Source organism: Kibdelosporangium phytohabitans, assembly GCF_001302585.1.
In the GTDB taxonomy this organism is placed as follows: Bacteria; Actinomycetota; Actinomycetes; order Mycobacteriales; family Pseudonocardiaceae; genus Kibdelosporangium; species Kibdelosporangium phytohabitans.
In genome coordinates, this window is the sequence record NZ_CP012752.1 from 2,851,879 (window position 1) to 2,868,246 (window position 16,368).

Here is a 16,368-nt window from a genome sequence, read left to right on the forward strand (position 1 = left end):
CACCTCCCAGTTGACTGACTACCCCAGTCCACTGGGAGGTGCTTTTCGTGCAGAAACGTCCGGTTGGCAGACCGGTTGTCACATCCATCGCCGCTTCGGCGTTGTCGCTGCTCATGGTGATCACGCTGGCTCCGTCCGCGGCGGCGGCCCCATCGAGGTCACCCAAGGGGGAGGAGCCGGGCAACGGCCCGGAACGCAACGAGGTCGCGGCGGTGGATCCGCCGTCGGTCGCGAACCGTTCCGCGTTGGCCGGCAACAAGCCCGGGTCACGGGAGGGCTACCCGCGCACCACGCAGTTGCGGGTCTACCCCGAGGATCCCGCTGACAAGTCCATCAAACTGGGCCTGACGCCGTACCACGGGATCGCTCCGAAGCTCAACGCGTTGCAGGCGCGCAGCAACCGGATCTCGGTCGAGGTGGTCGGGCAGTCCGGCCTCGGCCGTGACCTCTACCTCGTCACGCTGACCTCGCCGGAGCGGGCGTCGGAGACCCGGCAGCAGGAACGCTGGCGCGACCAGATCGAGAACGACCCCGCGTCGGCCGCCCGCGACCGCGGGCTCGCGCGGGAGTACAAGACGCCGGTCTGGATCAACAACAACATCCACGGCAACGAGTGGGAGGGCACCGACGCCGCGCTGCGGCAGATCGAGTACCTGGCCACCACCCGGGACCGCAAGGCGCTGGACCTGTTGTCGCACAGCAGGGTCTACTTCAACGTCACGGCCAACCCGGACGGCCGCAACCTCGGCACCCGCGCCAACGCCAACGGCTTCGACCTCAACCGCGACTTCGTCACCTCCACGCAGCCGGAGGGCATCGCGATGCGCGACATCGTCAAGACGGTCCAGCCGGTGCTGATGCTCGACGAACACGGCTACGTCGACGGCACGCTGATCGAGCCGACCGGCCCGCCGCACGGCCAGAACTACGACTTCGACCTGTTCATCAAGCACGGCTACGCCAACGGCCTGAACATCGAGAAGGCCGTGAAGGCACTGGGCTACCCCGAGGCGCAGAACACGCAGATCCCGTTCCGCGACTACCCGTCCGGCGAATGGGACGGCTGGGCGCCGATCTACACGGCTCAGTACTCGATGTTCCACGGCGCGGTCTCGTACACCATCGAGATCCCGCAGCGCGTCAACAACGACGCCTACAACCTCCCGGAGACCGAGCTGCGCCGCCGCTCGGCGATCAACACCGACGTGTCCGAGGCGAGCATGAAGGCCAGCCTCGCGTACGTGCAGGACAACCGGCAGTCGCTGGTCGCCAACCAGATCGAGATCTTCCGGCGTGGCGCGGCCGGTGAGGCGCAGCGCCACATCCCGGACGGTTTCGTGCCCGGGTTCGGGCCGGAGGACCGGTTCACGACCAAGTTCCCGCGTGCCTACGTCATCCCCGCCGGTGCCACGCAGCGCTCAGGTGCGGCCGCCGCGCGCCTGGTCGACCAGCTCGTCGCGCACGACGTCCGCGTCCGTCAGGCGGAACGGCCGTTCTCGCTGGCGGGCCGGACATACCCGGCCGGGTCGTACGTCGTGGACATGCACCAGCCCAAGCGGGCGCTGGCCAACGTGATGCTGGAGCAGGGCCGGGACGTGTCGGCCAACGCCGAGGTCATGTACGACATCTCCGGCTGGAGCCACCGCCAGCTGTGGGGCGCTTCCGTGGACATCGTCCAGGGCGGCGACCCGCGGGTGCCGAGCAGGCCGGTGGTCGCCGCGTCGCCGACCGGTGGCGTGGACGCGGGCCCCGGCCAGGACCTGGCGATCACCGTGCGGGACGGCAAGGACGCGTCGGCGGTCAACGACCTGCTGGGGCGTGGCATCGAGCTCAAGCGCCGGACCAACGGCTCCGTGGTCGTCCCGGCGTCGGCTCGCGTGGCCGCTCTGCAGGTGGCGGAACGGTACGGCGTGCGCTTCGGTCTCGCTCCCGCAGGCGAGGCGGGCGTGGTGCTGCGCCGGCCGACGCTGGCGGCTGCGGTCGGCAGCGACGAGCTGTTCGCCTTGCGCGACATGGGCTTCGAGGTTCGCCCGGTGTCCACGGCGACGTTGAACGACGGTTTCGACCTGTCCCGGGTGGACGTTCTGGTGGTGTCGTCCGGGCTGCGCTACGACCAGCTCAACGCGGCGGCGAAGGCAGCGGTGGACGCCTTCGCGGCGCGCGGTGGCGTGATCACCCGTGGTGCCACGGGATCCAAGTTCAACGCCGACGCCAAACTGCTGGAGGTGACAGCGGTCGCCGGACGCGGTGACGCGAACGGGACCGTCAACGTCACCAACGGGACCGGGCCCATCGGAGCCGACGCGCTGCCGCAGTCCTTTGTGTACTCACCGCAGTGGTTCACCGGGCTGGGCGCGGGCGTGACCGTGCAACAGCGGTACGCCACGGGCAACCCGTTGGCAGCGGGGCACTGGCGGGCCAACGAGGACGGATCCGGCGGTCCGGCTGCGGCCGGCGGTCAGGCCGTGGTGGTCTCGGGCACGGACGAACGTGGCGCCAAGGTGGTCATGTTCGGCACCGAACCGTTGTTCCGCGCACACCCCAAGGGGCTGTACGCACAGGTGGCCAACGCTGTTTACTGGTCTGCCACTAGAAATCCGGTGTGACACCGGTCAGTTCGGCAGTGACGTCCCAGAGCCGCCGCCCGAGCGTTTCGTTCGTGGCGGCGGCTCTCAGCCGTACTTTCACCGGTGGCCCGAACAGCTCCAGCGCCCACTTCGGACCGAAGAAGTCGCCGTTGCGCACGTCCGGCGCGGTCGCCGCGTACAACTGGGGCAGGGCACCGGCCGCTGCCGACGGCAGGACGCGGCGCATGCCCCAGTCCAGGATCTCGCCGGGGATGCTGCGGTCCCGCAGCCGGACGGAGTTGCCGACCAGGTTCGTGGCGGCCATCCCTGGGTGGCCGCCCGTGCTGACCAGGGTCAGGCCCGCGGCTTCGGCGCGGCGGCCCAGTTCGACCATGAAGATCAGGTTCGCCAGCTTGGACTGGCTGTAGCCGGTGGCGATCGAGTAGCGGCGGCGCTCGAAGTTCGGGTCGTCGAGGTCCAGTCCCTGGGCGCGGGCGGCCAGGCTGGTCACGGTGACCACCCGGCCGTTCTTGATCGCGGGCATCAGCAACCACGTCAACGCCGCGTGCCCCAGGTGGTTCACGCCGAACTGCGTTTCGAAACCGTCCGCGGTCCTGCTGAACGGCGTCCCCATCACGCCCGCGTTGTTCATCAGGATGTCGAGCTTGTCGCCGGTCAGTTCCCGCACCCGCGTCGCGGCTTTGCGAACGGAGGCGAGGTCGGCCAGGTCCAGTTCGACCAGTTCGGCGTTGCGCCCGACGGCGGCGACGGCCCCGCGGCCGCGTTCGGGGTCTCGGGACGCGACGAGCACCCGTGCCCCCATCCCGGCGAGGACCTTGGCACTGCGCAGGCCGAGGCCGGAATTGGCGCCGGTGACCAACGCGGTGCGGCCGGTCTGATCGGGGATGTCAGCCTCTGACCAGTGCGCCATCCGGCGAATATAGGCCGTATCAGGCGCTTGCCACGAGCCTGCGAAGGAGTTGTTCCACCACGCTGCACCGGCGAGCTGGCTGCTCGGCGGCCGTCTGGAGCAGCGTCTGGAAAGCCGCTCCCACGCGGGTGATCTCTTCGACGGGTTCGTGGTGCTCGGCCAGCCCGGCAGCCAGTGCGAGCGTGCGCCGCTCGGCTTGCCGTTGCGGCCGCAGTTCCCCGTAGCGGTCGGCGTGCGCCTCGAGCACCGCGTACAAGGTCGGGTTGTCGGCGACGACCTGCCGCCACGCGTCGGAGATCGCGTCGACCAGGTCGACCGACGGGTCGCTGTCCGCCTCGGACAGGACCGTGCTCAGCCTGCCGGTGAGCTTCATCGTCCACCGGTAGTGCATGGCCAGAAGCAGCTGCGCCGGGCCGGCGAATGCCGGTGACTCGGGCAGCGGTCCGCCTGGGTTCTTCCCGGCCCGGACCAGAACCGAGTCGATCGCGTTGCGTCGCTCGTAGTAGTCGTTCCAGCTCACGTCTGTTCCCTCCAGCCTTGTCAGGCCAACGGCACACGCTTCGTCCGGTCCCGAGTCCCCTCCTGAGCTCGTGACCTGGGTCATACCGCCGGTTTGCGGCATACCCTCGGTATGTGCCGACGCGGTCAACATACCACGAGTACGTACCATCGGTATGTCGTACTGTTGTGAGGATGTCGATAATGCGGTCGCGGCGAACGGACTACTCGGAATCCACCAAGGAGGCCTTGGTCGACTCCGCCATCGACCTGTTCACCAAGAACGGGTACGCGTCCACTTCGCTCGACGCGATCGTCAAGCGCGCCCGCGTCACCAAAGGCGCGCTCTACCACCACTTCAGCGGCAAACAGGCGCTGTTCGAGGCCGCGTTCAACAAGGTGTCCAGCCGCGCGTCGGCCCAGCTGAACAAATCGGTCGAAGGCGAGGGCGCGCCGTGGGAACGCGCGCTCGAAGGCGTGCAGGAATTCATCAAGGTCTGCCTGGACCCCACCTACCAGCGGCTCGTCATCCGCGAGGCGCCGATCGCGATGGGCTTCGAGCGCTGGCGCGAGGCCGAGGAGCAGTACAGCTACGGCATCGTGCGCAGCATGCTCGACCAGTTGATCGGCGAGGGCGAACTCGGCGACGTCCCGCTGGAGGCCACCGCCCGGATGATGCACGCCTCGCTGGCCGCCGGTGCGCAGATCATCGCCGAGGCGAGCGACCCGAAGAAGGCCAGCGCCGAGGTGTTCACCGTCCTGATCCACATGATCGATGGGATCCGGCGCGACCACTGAGTTACGTTGGACGCGTGGAACTGAGGATCTTCACCGAACCGCAGCAGGGTGCGCACTACAGCGACCTGCTGAAGGTCGCACGTGCCGCCGAGGACGCCGGCTACGACGGGTTCTTCCGCTCCGACCACTACCTCAAGCTGGGCACGGTCGACGGGCTGCCCGGCCCGACCGACGCGTGGGCCACGCTCGCCGGCCTCGCCGTGCAGACCAGCCGCGTCCGGCTGGGCACGCTGATGAGCGCGGCGACGTTCCGGCTACCGGGACCACTCGCCGTCACCGTCGCCCAAGTCGACGAGATGTCCGGCGGGCGCGTCGAGTTCGGCATCGGCAGCGGCTGGTACGAGGAGGAACACGCCGCGTACGGCATCCCGTTCCCCGCGCTCGGCGACCGGTTCGACATCTACACCGAACAGCTCGAAGTGATCACCGGGCTGTGGACCACCCCGCTGCACGAGAAGTTCAGCTACGCGGGCAAGCACTACCAGGTCACCGACTCGCCCGCGCTGCCGAAACCGGCGCAGCGGCCCCGCCCGCCGGTGATCGTCGGCGGCCGGGGAACCAAACGCACCCCGGCGCTGGCCGCGCGGTTCGCCGACGAGTTCAACCTGCCGTTCACCACCGCGGACCTGGCCGCCGCGCAGTACGAGCGCGTCGACGCCGCCTGCCGGGCGATCGGCCGGGACCCCGCGGGCATGGTCCGCTCCGTCGCGCAGGTCGTCTGCGTCGGCTGGGACGACGCCCAGGTGGCGCGGCGGGCGGCCGTGATCGGCCGGGACGTCGCCGAACTCAAGCGCAACGGGCTGGCCGGGACCCCGGCCGAGGTCGTCGACCGGATCGGGCAGTGGCGCGAGCAGACCGGCATCAGCCGGATCTACCTGCAGGTGCTCGACCTCAACGACCTCGACCACCTCGAACTGATCGCCGCGGAGGTCGCGCCACAGCTGTGAGGCCCCGATCGAGCGAACCGGCGCGGATGGCCGTTGCTCACTAGGATCGGGCCATGCGCGTCGTCGTCGCCGGGTCGTCCGGCATGATCGGGACCCTGCTCGTTTCCGCGCTGCGAAGCGCAGGGCACGACGTGGTCCGGTTAGTCCGGCGCACGGCGTCGGCGCCGGACGAGCGCTCATGGGACCCGCCGTCCGGCCGCATCGACGACGGGACCATGGACGGCGCCGAGGCGATCGTGAACCTCTGCGGCGCGCCGATCACGCTGACCCGGCTGAGCAACGCGCGCAAGCAGGTGCTCGTCGACAGCCGCGTCGAACCGACCGAGGTGCTCGCCGCCGAGACCGCCGAACGCGGCATTCCGTTGCTGATCAACGCGTCCGCCGTCGGCTACTACGGCGACACGGGTGGCCGCGTCGTCGACGAGACCACCCCGCCCGGCGACGGATTCCTGTCCCAGATGTGCAAGGAATGGGAAGGCGCCACCCAGGCGGCGGCCGACGCGGGCGCACGCGTGGCGATCCTGCGCACCGGGCTCGTGCTCAGCAAGGAAGGCGGGCTGCTCGGCCCGCTGCGGCTGCTGTTCTCGTTCATGCTCGGCGGGCGGCTCGGCGACGGGCGCCAGTACATGCCGTGGATCCACCAGTCCGACCACGTCAGCGCGATCCTGCACATCCTCCGTACCGAATCGGTGCGCGGGCCGGTGAACATGACCGCGCCCAACCCGGTGACCAACGCCGAGTTCACCCGTGCGCTCAGCCGCGCGCTCGGCAAGCCCGCGCCGTGGGTCGCGCCGAAGTTCGCGCTGCGCCTCGCACTGGGCGAACTGGCCGACGAAGGCGCGCTGGCCAGCCAGCACGTCATCCCCAAGGCGTTGCAGGACAACGGCTTCACGTTCACCTACAGCACGGTGGACGAGGCGTTGGGCTCGGTGGCCAAGCGTTGATCCGAGCCTGTGCGTGGGGATTCGCGCTGCTCGCGCTGTTCCTCCTGCTCGGGTACCTGGTGCGTGACTCGGCATGGCCGCTCGACCTCGCCGTGTCCGACGTCACCGCCGGGATCTGGCAGACGACCGCGGGCAACGTGGTCTGGGTGGTGTCCGACGTCCTCGGACCGGTCCAGCCGATCGTGTGGTTCCTCGTCCTCGCGATCGCGGCGTTCTGGCTGCGCCGTGACGCGTACGTGTTCAACGTCCTGTTGCGGTGCATGGTGTTGCTGGCCGCGTGCCGCTCGGTGTCGTTGTTCAAGGGCGTGTACGAACGGGTCCGTCCACGGGACTACGTGGACTTCAGCTATCCGAGCGGGCACGTGGTCTCGATGGCCAGCGTCGCGTTCACCGGGATCGTGCTGTGCGGCTGGCTGGTGCCGCGCCTGCTGCGCAAGGCGATCGCGCTCGGCGGCACGCTGGTCGTGATCTCCGCCGCGTGCCGCGTGCTGCTGGACGTGCACTGGTTCACCGACGTGCTGGGCGGCACGCTCGGGGTGACCGGTGCCGGACTGCTCGTGGCCGCCGCGTTGCATCTGATCCCGCTGAAGGAGCGTAGGGTTTCCACGTGATCGAGACATCCTGCCGTGCCGCCACGCAACCCGTGGACACGCGTGAGATCGGCACCATCGACTACCTCGCCGCATGGGAACTGCAGCGGGAACTGGCCGAGGCCCGCGCTTGCGGCGCCGCACCCGACACGTTGCTGCTGCTCGAACACCCCTCGGTCTACACCGCGGGCAAGCGCACCCAGCCCGACGAGCGCCCGGCCGACGGCACACCCGTGATCGACGTCGACCGCGGCGGGAAGATCACCTGGCACGGCCCCGGTCAGCTCGTGGGCTACCCGATCGTGCACCTGGCCGACCCGATCGACGTCGTGCAGTACGTGCGGCGGATCGAGGAGGCGCTGATCTCCGTCTGCGCCCGGCTCGGCCTGCGGACCGGCCGGGTCGAGGGCCGCAGCGGGGTCTGGCTGGCCGCCGACGCACGCGGGCCCGAGCGCAAGATCGCCGCGATCGGCATCCGCGTGCAGCGCGGCGTGACCATGCACGGCTTCGAGATCAACTGCAACGCCGACCTGGCCGCGTTCGACCGGATCGTGCCGTGCGGCATCCGCGACGCGGGCGTGACGTCGCTGAGCTGGGAACTGGGCCGGGACGTCACGGTCGGCGAGGTGCTCCCGCTGGCCCGCGACGCCGTGCTGGCCGCGCTGGACGGCACCCTGCCCGTCGCCGAGCATTGGCTGCCCCGCCCGGACCACGACAGCGCGCCCGGCGTCACGTTCGCCTTGAAGTCCTGATTCAGGACCCGGAGGAGCCGCGGCGCTTGTCCTCCTCGGCCTTGCGCCGGGTGTAGTCGCGCATGCGCTGCGGGTAACCGACGATGCCCGCGTCGTACACCGGGATGCTGTGCTTCTTGCCGAAGCTGCGGGCGGCGTCCTCGTCGTCGATGCGCCTGCGCGTCCACTCGCCGTCGGAGGCGATGAGGACCACAGTCGTATGTGTCACATTGGTGCGCGGCTCGACGTAGGCCTCGACGCCACGCCTGGACTGCGCCCACGCGACCAGGTGATCGGTGTCCTTCGAGGTGGCGGTACGTGTGACGCCCGCCTTCGGCCTGCGGCGCAGTTTGTCGAATATCCCCACCTGGACGACCTCCTTGCTGTCCGTTATCGGACATTCTGCCCCGGCGACCTGAGGCGCACCTGTGGACCCACGCGACACGCCTGGCCAGTTCGCAAGCCTGCCCGATGAAGTGACAAGATGGCGTGTGGTCGGACCTCCCGCCTACCGGCGTGGTCCGAAAGAGACGAAGCTTCTCGAGGAGACCTTGTGAGTGACACCTCCGCTGACCTGGTGATCTTGGGTGGCGGGTCGGGCGGTTATGCCTGCGCGTTCCGCGCCGCCGAGCTCGGCCTGTCCGTGATCGTGGTGGAGAAGGACAAGCTGGGCGGGACGTGCCTGCACCGCGGCTGCATCCCGACCAAGGCCCTGCTGCACGCGGCCGAGATCGCCGACAACGTGCGTGAAGGTGACCAGTTCGGGGTCAAGAGCTCGCTCGAAGGCATCGACATCAACGGCGTGAACTCGTACAAGGACGGAGTGGTCTCCCAGCTCTACAAGGGCCTGCAGGGCCTTGCGAAGCTGAACAAGGTCAAGATGGTCGAGGGCACGGGCACCTTCGTCGCGCCGAACGCGGTCGACGTCGACGGCACCCGCTACACCGGCAAGAACGTGGTGCTCGCCAGCGGGTCGTATGCCAAGAGCCTGCCCGGTCTCGACATCGGCGGCCGGATCATCACGTCCGACCAGGCGCTCAACCTCGACTACGTGCCCGAGCGGGTCGTCGTGCTCGGCGGCGGCGTGATCGGAGTCGAGTTCGCCAGCGTGTGGCGCTCCTTCGGTGCCGAGGTGACCATCGTCGAGGCGCTGCCCCGGCTGGTCCCGCTGGAGGACGAGTACGCCTCCAAGCAGCTCGAGCGCGCCTTCCGCAAGCGCGGCATCAAGTTCAAGACCGGTGTGCGGTTCACCGGCGCGACCCAGACCGACGACGCGGTGACCGTGTCGCTGGAGTCCGGTGAGCAGTTCGAGGCGGACCTGCTGCTCGTCGCCGTCGGCCGCGGCCCCAACACCGCGGCGATGGGCTACGAGGAGGCCGGGGTCGAGATGGACCGCGGTTTCGTGCTGACCGACGAGCGGCTGCGCACCAACTTGCCGAACGTGTACGCGGTCGGCGACATCGTGCCCGGCCTGCAGCTCGCGCACCGCGGCTTCCAGCAGGGCATCTTCGCGGCCGAGCAGATCGCCGGGCAGAACCCGAAACTGATCGACGAGGCCGGCATCCCGCGCGTGACGTACTGCAAGCCGGAGGTGGCGTCGGTCGGCCTGACCGAGGCCGCGGCCAAGGAGAAGTACGGTTCCGCGGAAACCCTGGTCTACGACCTTGCCGGCAACGGCAAGAGCAAGATCCTCAAAACGTCCGGGGGCGTCAAGGTGATCAAGGCACCGGACGGCCCCGTGGTCGGCATGACCCTTGTCGGCGAACGAGTCGGGGAACTCATCGGCGAGGCTCAGCTGATCTACGGCTGGGAGGCGTATCCAGAAGACGTCGCCCCGCTGATCCACGCACACCCAACGCAGACCGAAGCCATTGGCGAGGCCTTCCTCGCCCTTGCCGGCAAGCCCCTGCACGTGCACGGCTGACGCACGGGCTCGAGGTCAGCCAAGCTCAAACGCACGAGGAGTAAGCGAAACAATGGCCTTCTCCGTCCAGATGCCGGCCCTTGGTGAGAGTGTCACCGAGGGCACGGTCACCCGGTGGCTGAAGCAGGTGGGCGACACCGTCGAGGTCGACGAGCCCTTGCTGGAAGTCTCCACCGACAAGGTCGACACAGAGATCCCGTCGCCGGCGGCCGGTGTGCTCGAGCGCATCGTCGCCCAGGAGGACGAGACCGTCGAGATCGGCGCGGAACTCGCGGTGATCGGTGACGGCAGCGGTGCCTCCGACGGTGACTCGGCGCCGCAGCAGCAGGAAGAAGAGGCTCCCGCGGCGGAGTCCTCGCCGGAGCCGGAGCCGGAGCCCGAGCCCGAGCCCGAGCCGGAGTCTTCGCCGGAGCCCGCGCCGCAGGCGTCGTCCGGCGGTGGTGGTGCGGCGTCCGGGACGCCGGTGACCATGCCGGAGCTCGGCGAGAGCGTCACCGAGGGCACCGTGACCCGCTGGCTCAAGCAGGTCGGTGACTCGGTCGCGGTCGACGAGCCGCTGCTGGAGGTCTCCACCGACAAGGTGGACACCGAGATCCCGTCGCCGGTGGCCGGAACGCTGCTGGAGATCACGGCAGGCGAGGACGACACCGTCGAGGTCGGCGGGCAGCTCGCGGTGATCGGTTCGGCCGACGCCGCCCCGGCCCAGCAGGAACCGGCTCCCGAGCCGAAGCCGGAACCCAAGCCGGAACCGAAGCCCGAGCCCAAGCCGGAACCGAAGCCGGAACCCAAGTCCGAGCCCAAGTCCGAGCCCAAGCCGGAACCGAAGCCCGAGGCGCAGGCCCCGGCACCCGCGCCGGAGCCCGAACCGGCTCCGGCCCAGAACAACGGCTCGACCGGCGGCGACGCGCCGTACGTGACGCCGTTGGTGCGCAAGCTGGCGTCCGAGAACGGCATCGACCTGTCCTCGGTGACCGGGACCGGTGTCGGCGGCCGCATCCGCAAGCAGGACGTGCTCGCCGCGGTCGAGGCCAAGAAGAAGCCGGAGCCCGCCGCCGCGGCTGCGCCTGCCCCGGCCGCTTCGGCCCCGTCGGCTGCCCCGGCGGCCGACATGTCGGCACTGCGCGGCAAGACCGAGAAGCTGCCGCGGCTGCGGCAGATCGTCGCGCAGCGCACCCGTGAGTCGCTGCAGGTCTCGGCACAGCTGACGCAGCTGTTCGAGGTGGACGTCACCAAGATCGCCCGGCTGCGCCAGCAGGCCAAGGACTCGTTCCTGGCTCGTGAGGGCGTGAAGCTGACGTTCCTGCCGTTCTTCGCCAAGGCGACGGTGGAAGCGCTCAAGCAGCACCCGAAGCTGAACGCGTCGATCAACGAGGAGGCCAAGGAGGTCACCTACCACGGCGCCGAACACCTCGGGATCGCGATCGACACGGAGAAGGGCCTGCTCAACGCGGTCATCCACAACGCTGGTGACCTGAACCTGACCGGCCTGGCAGGCAAGATCGCGGACCTGGCGGCCCGTGCGCGGTCGAACAAGATCAAGCCGGACGAGCTGGCAGGCGGGACCTTCTCGCTGACCAACCTCGGCACGGCGGGTGCGCTGTCGGACACCCCGATCATCCTGCAGCCGCAGGTCGGCATCCTCGGTGTCGGCGCGGTCGTGAAGCGCCCGGTGGTGATCACCGACGAGAACGGCGCGGACTCGATCGCGATCCGCTCGATGGTGTACCTGTCGCTGACCTACGACCACCGCCTGGTCGACGGCGCGGACGCGGGTCGGTTCCTGACAACCGTCAAGCGCCGCCTGCAGGAAGGCAACTTCGAGGCCGAACTCGGCCTGTAGCGGCCCGCAGCAGCCAAGCGAAAGGGCCCTTCCCACAACGGGAAGGGCCCTTCTCGTTGTGGGAAGGGCAGAGTGAGTGAAAGCGCAGCGCAGGCCTGCCCAGCCCAGCGGCACGAAAACCTGGCCCACCAGATGCAGGCCCGCCGCACAGTGCAAAGGGGTCCTCCTCACCCGCAGGCGAGGAGGACCCCTTTGCTTTGGCTGTCAGCCGTTCTCGGCGATATCAGCCAGAACGGCGGCGATCGTGCGGACAGGAACGCCGGTACCGCCGCGAGCGGTGTACCCGTGGGCACCGCCGCTGTTGTAAGCCGGGCCGGCCACGTCGATGTGCGCCCATTCCAGGTCGGCCGGCACGAACTCCTTCAGGAAGAGCCCCGCGGCCAGCATCCCGCCCCACCGGTGGCCGGTGACGTTCGCCAGGTCCGCGATCCGCGAGTCCAGGTCGCCGCGCAGCTCCTCCGGCAGCGGCATCGCCCACGCGTTCTCGCCCACCGCCTGGCCGATACGCGCCACGCGGTCGCGGAAGCCGTCGGAGCCCATCACGCCCGCCGTGCGCTTGCCCAGCGCCACGAGCTGAGCGCCGGTCAGGGTCGCGGTCTCGATCAGGTAGTCCGGGTTGTCCTCGCCCGCGCGCACGATCGCGTCGGCGAGGATCAGCCTGCCTTCCGCGTCGGTGTTCAGCACTTCCACCGTCTTGCCGCCGTACATCGTCAGCACGTCGCCGGGGCGGTACGAGGTACCCGACGGCATGTTCTCCGCGATCGGCACCGTGGCGATCACCTCGAGCGGGTACTTCAGCTTCGCCGCGAGCACCACCGAGGCCACGACCGCCGCCGCGCCGGACATGTCGGAGGTCATCTCCTCCATGCTCGCCGGGGGCTTGAGGGAGATGCCGCCGGTGTCGAACGTGATGCCCTTGCCGACCAGCGCCACCTTCTTCGACGCCCTCGGGCCCTTGTAGGACAGGCGCACGAGGCGGGGCAGGCGCGAGGAACCGGTACCCACGCCGAGGATGCCGCCGAAGCCGCCCCGGCGCAGTGCCTTCTCGTCGAGCACTTCCACCGTCAGGCCCGCCGCTTCGCCGAGCTTGACCGCCCGGTCGGCGAAGGAGGCCGGGAAGAGGTCGTTCGGCGGGGTGTTGATCAGGTCACGGGCCGTCGCCACCGCTTCCGCGATCGCCGTCGCGGCCTTCAGCGTCGCCTTGTTCTCCTTGGAGTTCTCCGCCGCGAAGTCGACGCGGCCGACCGGCCCGTCGCCCGCGTCGGACTTGTACTCGGTGAAGTTGTACGCACCGAGCACGGTTCCTTCGATCGCTGCCTGCAAGTCCACCTGGGACAACAGGGTGCAGGCGCGCTTCACGCCGGTCAGCGCGCGGGCCGAGGCGCCCGCGGCGCGGCGGACCTGCTCCGGCGTCGGGTCCTGCTTGCCGAGGCCCACTGCCAGCACCACGCCTGCCTTGAGCTTGCCGAGCGTCGGCACCTTCACGACCTCTTCGGCCTTGCCGGACGCGCCGAGGCTGGTCAGGATGTCGACGAGGGAACCGTCGAAGGCGGCGTCGACGGCATCGGCACCCGGTGCGAGGGCGAAGCCGCCGCCATCCTGCTGCACTGTCCCGACCACCACGACGTCGGCCGTGATATCAGCGGCTGCTTGTTCGGACAGGGCTAGTTTGGGGGCGGTCACGGGCTACTCCTCGTCGGGGCTGGTTTAGTGACGCATGCTAACGACCACCGGCGGCCTTGTGACCCGCCAGGGTGATGGAGAAAACGAGTGAACCAAGTGGCCGTCTGTTCCGGTACACCGGGCCCGTCTGACACTGTGTCCCGGTGCGACAAGCCGTGACCGACCGGCTGAGGACAACCGCTGGGATCGTGCCCGGGTTGTCGGCGATGCTCGGGGCGGGGATGCTGATCGCCATCTCGCCCGCCGCGGCCGCGGCAGGCACCTGGCTGCTGGCCGGTGCTGTCATCGCGTTCCTGGCTGCCTTGTGCAGCGCGTTCTCCACGTCTGACCAGTCGCGCCGGTTCATGGGCATGGGCGGCGGCTACCTGTACAGCAGGCTCCAGCTCGGTGTGCTGCCCGGCCGGATGGCCGGGAGCACGGTGCTGGTCGGCCGGATCGTCGCGGGCGCCGCCATCGCGGGCACGTTCGGTGCTTACGTCGTGCCGCAGTACCCGGTGACGGCGGCGATCGTGGTCAGTCTCATAGCCGCTGTCGCTGACGCGTTCGGTGTGCGCCCGTCTCGCGGGGTGGCGACCGCCGTGCTGGTGGTGACGCTCGTCGGCATGGCGTTGTTCGTGGCTGTGGCGTTCGCCATCGCGCCTCCGCAGCCGTTGCCGCTGCCCGCGGACGTGGAAGGCACGAACGACCTCGGCGGCCTGCTGTCCTCCGCCGGGTTGCTGTTCTTCGGTTTCCTCGGATTCGAGTACGTCACGTCCTCGTCCGAGCAGGAGTACTCGGCTCGTCAGCTGCACGTCGCCGTCCCGGTGATCATGGTCGGCACCCTCGCCGTGACCGTCGCGGTCGGCGGCGCCGCGCTGCACCAGCTCGGCGGGCCCCGGCTGGCGCTGTCGCCCGCGCCGCTGATGGACGCGCTCGCCGCCGCCGACGCGCAGTCCCTGCAGCCGCTGATGGCCGGGGTCGCCGGGATCGCCACGCTGTACGGCCTGCTGATGGCGATCGGGTCGATCCGGCGGACGCTCAGCGCGATGGCCGAGTTCTCCGACGTGCCGCCCGCGCTGGCGATCGTCGGGTCGCGCGGGGTGTCCGCGCCCGCCGCGGGCCTCAGCGGAGCCGCTGTGGCCGTCGCCGCGGGTCTGCTGAACCCGCCGCAGGCGATCGGTGTCGCCGCGTGCCTGCTGCTGTTCTACTACGCGTTCACCAACGCCTCCGCGCGCCTGCTGCTGCCGGCCGAACGGGCGTGGCCACGAAGGGCCGCGTGCTTCGGGTTGGGTTTCTCGGTGCTCATCGGGATGAACATGGCGGTGAAGTACCTGGCTGTCGTGGTGCTCGTGATGGTCGTCGGCTGTGTCGCCGGTGCCATCACCTCCAGGTACGCCCGAAAGTAGGTGCGGGCGCGCTGTAACGTTCGCTGGCGTGACTGAGCAGCTGCTACGAGGGCCCTTGCACGACCTGCACGCGAGCCTTGACGCCACCTTCGCCCCGTTCGGGGGCTGGGAGATGCCGATCCAGTACAAGACCGGTGTGGTCGCCGAGCACACGGCGGTCCGTGAGGACGTGGGCATCTTCGACGTATCGCACCTCGGCAAGGTCCGCGTGACCGGACCGGGTGCCGCCGGGTTCGTCAACCGGTGCCTGACCAACGACCTCGACCGGATCGCACCGGGCAAGGCCCAGTACACCCTGTGCTGCACCGAGTCCGGCGGCACGGTCGACGACATCATCGTCTACCTCGTCGGCCCGGAGGACGTGTTCCTCGTGCCGAACGCGGCCAACACCGCCGAGGTCGCCCGCATGCTCATCGCCGCGGCACCCGAGGGCATCTCAGTCACCGACGAGCACCGTGACCACGCCGTGCTGGCCGTCCAGGGCCCGCGTTCGGCCGAACTGCTCGACGGGCTCGGCCTGCCCACCGAACTGGAGTACATGGCCTACCGCGACGCGCGATGGCGCGGCATCAACGTGCGCGTGTGCCGTACGGGCTACACCGGTGAGCACGGCTACGAGCTGATCCCCGCGTGGGGCGACGCCCCGGTCGTGTGGGAGGCGCTGCGTGAAGCGGGCGCGACGGCGTGCGGCCTGGGCGCGCGGGACACGCTGCGCACCGAGATGGGCTACCCGTTGCACGGGCACGAGCTGTCGCTGGAGATCAGCCCGGTGCAGGCCGGGTCGACCTGGGCCGTCGGCTGGAAGAAGGACGAGTTCTGGGGCCGTGCGGCGCTCGTGGCCGAGCGCAAGGAGCCCGCGCGCCGCCTGCGCTGCCTGCGCGCGCTGGAGCGCGGCGTGCCGCGGCCGGACATGGCCGTGCTGGACGCCGACGGCAAGCAGATCGGCGTGACCACGTCCGGCACGTTCTCCCCGACGCTCAAGACCGGCATCGCGCTCGCGCTGATCGACACGTCGGCCGGCGTGGACTTCGGCACCGAGGTCACGCTGGACGTGCGCGGCCGCAAGCTGCGGTTCGAGGTCGTGAAGCCGCCGTTCGTGCAGACGAACGTGCGCTGAAGCGAGCGCGGGCCTACGTCGCGGCGAGCGTGACGATGAACAAGAGGACCGCGAGGACGATGGTGAGCACGAACGGGCCGCCCTCGACGTCACGCGGGAAGAACTTCTTGTCGTGCTTCTTGCGCCACCACAGGGCCCACCACAACGCGCCGAGCAAGCCGAGGACCGCACCGAAGAAGCTCAGCCACGCGTAGCCGAGCAGCACGAGCAGGCCGAGGCCGAACGGCATCAGCGCGCCGACGATCGCGACCCGGAAATCGGATCCGGTCCCCGCGGACACCGCGTTCTCACCACTGTTCACCACGGCGCCATCCTAGTCGCGGCGCCGTGGTGAACCGCGCCGATTGGCGCCGATTCCGGGGGCCAATTCGCGGGCGGGCAGGTGTACCCGAAAGTAGGACGTCCGATCCTCG

At 69.7% G+C, this 16,368-nt stretch carries 15 protein-coding genes; 10 read left to right on the forward strand and 5 right to left on the reverse strand.

The features are described 5' to 3' along the window. Positions 1–47: 47 nt before the first annotated feature. Positions 48–2,606 carry a M14 family zinc carboxypeptidase gene (locus AOZ06_RS13315; protein ID WP_236952201.1) on the forward strand — a complete coding sequence of 853 codons (2,559 nt, stop codon included), beginning with the start codon at positions 48–50 and terminating at the stop codon, positions 2,604–2,606. Here AOZ06_RS13315 and AOZ06_RS13320 read toward each other — a convergent pair. After that, positions 2,590–3,498 carry an oxidoreductase gene (locus AOZ06_RS13320; protein WP_054289667.1) on the reverse strand — a complete coding sequence of 303 codons (909 nt, stop codon included), beginning with the start codon at positions 3,496–3,498 and terminating at the stop codon, positions 2,590–2,592. The two genes, AOZ06_RS13315 and AOZ06_RS13320, sit on opposite strands and share 17 nt — an antisense overlap. A 19-nt stretch (positions 3,499–3,517) precedes the next feature. Then, complete coding sequence (locus AOZ06_RS13325; protein ID WP_054289668.1) at positions 3,518–4,018, reverse strand: hypothetical protein; 501 nt, start codon at positions 4,016–4,018, stop codon at positions 3,518–3,520. Positions 4,019–4,200: 182 nt separating this feature from the next. On the opposite strand from AOZ06_RS13325, the gene AOZ06_RS13330 reads away from it, so the two are divergent. Genes AOZ06_RS13330 through lipB form a run of 5 tightly spaced genes read left to right on the forward strand, consistent with a single transcriptional unit; the run spans position 4,201 to position 8,027 of the window. Continuing rightward, positions 4,201–4,794: a TetR/AcrR family transcriptional regulator gene (locus AOZ06_RS13330; protein WP_054289669.1), complete on the forward strand. Its 594-nt coding sequence runs from the start codon at positions 4,201–4,203 to the stop codon at positions 4,792–4,794. 14 nt (positions 4,795–4,808) lie between these two features. Continuing rightward, complete coding sequence (locus AOZ06_RS13335; protein ID WP_054289670.1) at positions 4,809–5,741, forward strand: LLM class F420-dependent oxidoreductase; 933 nt, start codon at positions 4,809–4,811, stop codon at positions 5,739–5,741. Positions 5,742–5,794: 53 nt separating this feature from the next. Continuing rightward, the gene (locus AOZ06_RS13340) at positions 5,795–6,685 is read left to right on the forward strand and encodes a TIGR01777 family oxidoreductase (protein ID WP_054289671.1); all 891 of its coding nucleotides are present in this window, start codon (positions 5,795–5,797) and stop codon (positions 6,683–6,685) included. After that, positions 6,682–7,296, forward strand: coding sequence for a phosphatase PAP2 family protein (locus AOZ06_RS13345; RefSeq protein WP_054289672.1), 615 nt, complete (start codon positions 6,682–6,684; stop codon positions 7,294–7,296). The genes AOZ06_RS13340 and AOZ06_RS13345 overlap by 4 nt, the downstream gene beginning before the upstream one ends. Further along, positions 7,293–8,027 (forward strand): lipoyl(octanoyl) transferase LipB, encoded by a 735-nt coding sequence (gene lipB, locus AOZ06_RS13350; RefSeq protein ID WP_054289673.1) that lies wholly within the window; start codon positions 7,293–7,295, stop codon positions 8,025–8,027. Before AOZ06_RS13345 ends, lipB begins: the two co-directional genes overlap by 4 nt. A 1-nt stretch (position 8,028) precedes the next feature. Here the strand turns inward: lipB and AOZ06_RS13355 are convergent, their stop codons facing one another. Next, positions 8,029–8,373, reverse strand: a complete 345-nt coding sequence (locus AOZ06_RS13355) for an oxidoreductase (protein WP_157232999.1) — start codon at positions 8,371–8,373, stop codon at positions 8,029–8,031. A 186-nt stretch (positions 8,374–8,559) separates the two neighbouring features. Between AOZ06_RS13355 and lpdA the strand changes: the two genes are divergently transcribed. Next, positions 8,560–9,930: a dihydrolipoyl dehydrogenase gene (gene lpdA, locus AOZ06_RS13360; protein ID WP_054289674.1), complete on the forward strand. Its 1,371-nt coding sequence runs from the start codon at positions 8,560–8,562 to the stop codon at positions 9,928–9,930. 52 nt (positions 9,931–9,982) lie between these two features. Further along, positions 9,983–11,770 carry a 2-oxoglutarate dehydrogenase, E2 component, dihydrolipoamide succinyltransferase gene (sucB, locus tag AOZ06_RS13365; RefSeq protein WP_054289675.1) on the forward strand — a complete coding sequence of 596 codons (1,788 nt, stop codon included), beginning with the start codon at positions 9,983–9,985 and terminating at the stop codon, positions 11,768–11,770. Between the two features lie 204 nt (positions 11,771–11,974). Here the strand turns inward: sucB and AOZ06_RS13370 are convergent, their stop codons facing one another. Next, positions 11,975–13,453: a leucyl aminopeptidase gene (locus tag AOZ06_RS13370; RefSeq protein WP_054289676.1), complete on the reverse strand. Its 1,479-nt coding sequence runs from the start codon at positions 13,451–13,453 to the stop codon at positions 11,975–11,977. A 143-nt stretch (positions 13,454–13,596) separates the two neighbouring features. Here AOZ06_RS13370 and AOZ06_RS13375 point away from each other — a divergent pair, with 143 nt between their 5' ends. Both AOZ06_RS13375 and gcvT read left to right on the forward strand, forming a co-directional pair. Beyond that, complete coding sequence (locus AOZ06_RS13375) at positions 13,597–14,838, forward strand: APC family permease (RefSeq protein WP_063810030.1); 1,242 nt, start codon at positions 13,597–13,599, stop codon at positions 14,836–14,838. A gap of 28 nt (positions 14,839–14,866) precedes the next feature. Further along, positions 14,867–15,955, forward strand: a complete 1,089-nt coding sequence (gene gcvT / locus AOZ06_RS13380) for a glycine cleavage system aminomethyltransferase GcvT (RefSeq protein WP_054289678.1) — start codon at positions 14,867–14,869, stop codon at positions 15,953–15,955. A 13-nt stretch (positions 15,956–15,968) separates the two neighbouring features. Here gcvT and AOZ06_RS13385 read toward each other — a convergent pair whose 3' ends face one another. Further along, a complete protein-coding gene (locus tag AOZ06_RS13385; protein ID WP_054289679.1) occupies positions 15,969–16,259 on the reverse strand; it encodes a hypothetical protein in 291 nt (96 codons plus the stop codon). Positions 16,260–16,368 lie beyond the last annotated feature (109 nt).